Raw genomic sequence first — 1,879 nt, 5'->3', positions numbered from 1 at the left:
ACCAGGGTCGAGGTGTCGCCGAGTTCGCGGCCCTCGGCTACGTCGCGCAGGAGGCGGCGCATGATCTTGCCCGAGCGGGTCTTGGGGAGTTCGGGCACGATGTGGATCTCGCGGGGGCGGGCGATCGGGCTGATCTCCCGGGACACTTCGGCTTTGAGTTCGGCGACGAGGTCCTGGCCGGTGTTCTTCGCCTCGGCGGTCAGGATGACGAACGCGACGATGCCCTGTCCGGTGGTCTCGTCGCTCGCGCCGACCACCGCGGCCTCGGCGACGCCGGAATGTCCGACGAGCGCGGATTCGACCTCGGCGGTGGAGATCCGGTGTCCGGAGACGTTCATGACGTCGTCGACCCGGCCCAGCACCCACAGATCGCCGTCGGTGTCGAGTTTGGCGCCGTCACCGGCGAAGTACCAGCCCTTGTCGCCGTAGCGTTCCCAGTAGGTGGCCCGGTAGCGCTCCGAATCGCCCCAGATGCCGCGCAGCATCGAGGGCCAGGGCTGATCGAGCACGAGGTAGCCGTTGGCCTCGGTCTCGCCGAGGGTGACCGGATTGCCCTCCTCGTCCACGACCTTGGCCGAGATCCCCGGCAGCGGGGTCATGGCCGCTCCGGGTTTGGCGGTGGTCACCCCGGGCAGCGGGGAGATCATGATCGCGCCGGTCTCGGTCTGCCACCAGGTGTCCACGATGGGCGCGGTGTTCGCCCCGATGACCTCGCGGTACCAGCGCCACGCCTCGGGATTGATCGGCTCGCCGACGCTGCCCAGCACGCGGATCGAGGACAGATCATGTGCGTCGGGAATCTCCCGGCCCCACTTCATGAAGGTGCGCACCAGCGTCGGGGCGATGTAATAGATTGTTACGCCGTACTTTTCGATGATCTGCCAGTGCCGGTGCTCATCGGGGAAGTTCGGGGTGCCCTCGTAGACGACCTGGGTGGCGCGGTTGGCCAGCGGTCCGTACACGATGTAGCTGTGCCCGGTGACCCAGCCGATGTCGGCGGTGCACCAGTAGACGTCCTGTCCCGGTTTGTGGTCGAACACGTTGTGGTGGGTGTAGGCGACCTGGGTCAGGTATCCGCCCGTGGTGTGCAGGATGCCCTTGGGTTTTCCGGTGGTGCCCGAGGTGTACAGGATGTACAGCGGATGCTCGGCCTCGAACGCCTGGGCCTCGTGCTCGGTCGATGCCTTCGCGACGGTGTCGTGCCACCACAGGTCGCGGCCGTCGGTCCAGGGCACCTCGATCTCGGTGCGGCGCACCACGAGTACGTGCTCGACGGTGTGTGCGCCGCCGATCAGCGCCTCGTCGACGGCCTCCTTGAGCGGTGCGGCTTTGCCGCGTCGCCACTGACCGTCGGTGGTGATGACCAGTCGCGCGGACGCGTCGTCGATGCGCTGACGCAGGGCGCTCGGGGAGAACCCGGCGAATACGACCGAATGGGTCACGCCCAGTCGCGCGCACGCCAGCATGGACACGATCGCCTCGGGAACCATCGGCATGTAGATCGCGACGCGATCACCGGCCCGCAAACCCAGTTCGGTCAGGTAGTTCGCGGCCTGGGACACCTCGGCCAGCAGTTGCGCGTAGGTGATGGCGCGCGAGTCGCCGGGCTCGCCCTCCCAGTGGATGGCGACCTGATCGCCGTAGCCGTCCGCGACGTGCCGGTCCACGCAGTTGTAGGCGACGTTCAACTTGCCGTCGCCGAACCATCGGGCGAAGGGAGCGTCGTCCCAGTCCAGGACGCGACTGAAGGGCTCGTGCCAATGCAATCGGTGCGCCTGCTCGGCCCAGAACGCGTCGCGGTCGGCGGCGGCCCGGTCGTACAGGGACGCATCGGCATTGGCCGCGGCGGCGAATTCCGCGGTCGGCGGATACGCCTTCA

The 1,879-nt window shown here is 67.9% G+C and carries 1 protein-coding gene; it reads right to left on the bottom strand.

Annotated features, from left to right (window positions below):
* Window positions 1-1,879 (bottom strand): acetate--CoA ligase (gene acs / locus NM2_RS46860; protein ID WP_067684279.1); only part of this gene is annotated, 1,879 nt, incomplete at both ends.

The organism is Nocardia miyunensis NBRC 108239 (assembly GCF_001613065.1).
GTDB lineage: Bacteria > Actinomycetota > Actinomycetes > Mycobacteriales > Mycobacteriaceae > Nocardia > Nocardia miyunensis.
The sequence above is the reverse complement of the archived record's forward strand: the minus strand, read 5'-3'. Positions and strand labels throughout refer to the sequence as shown.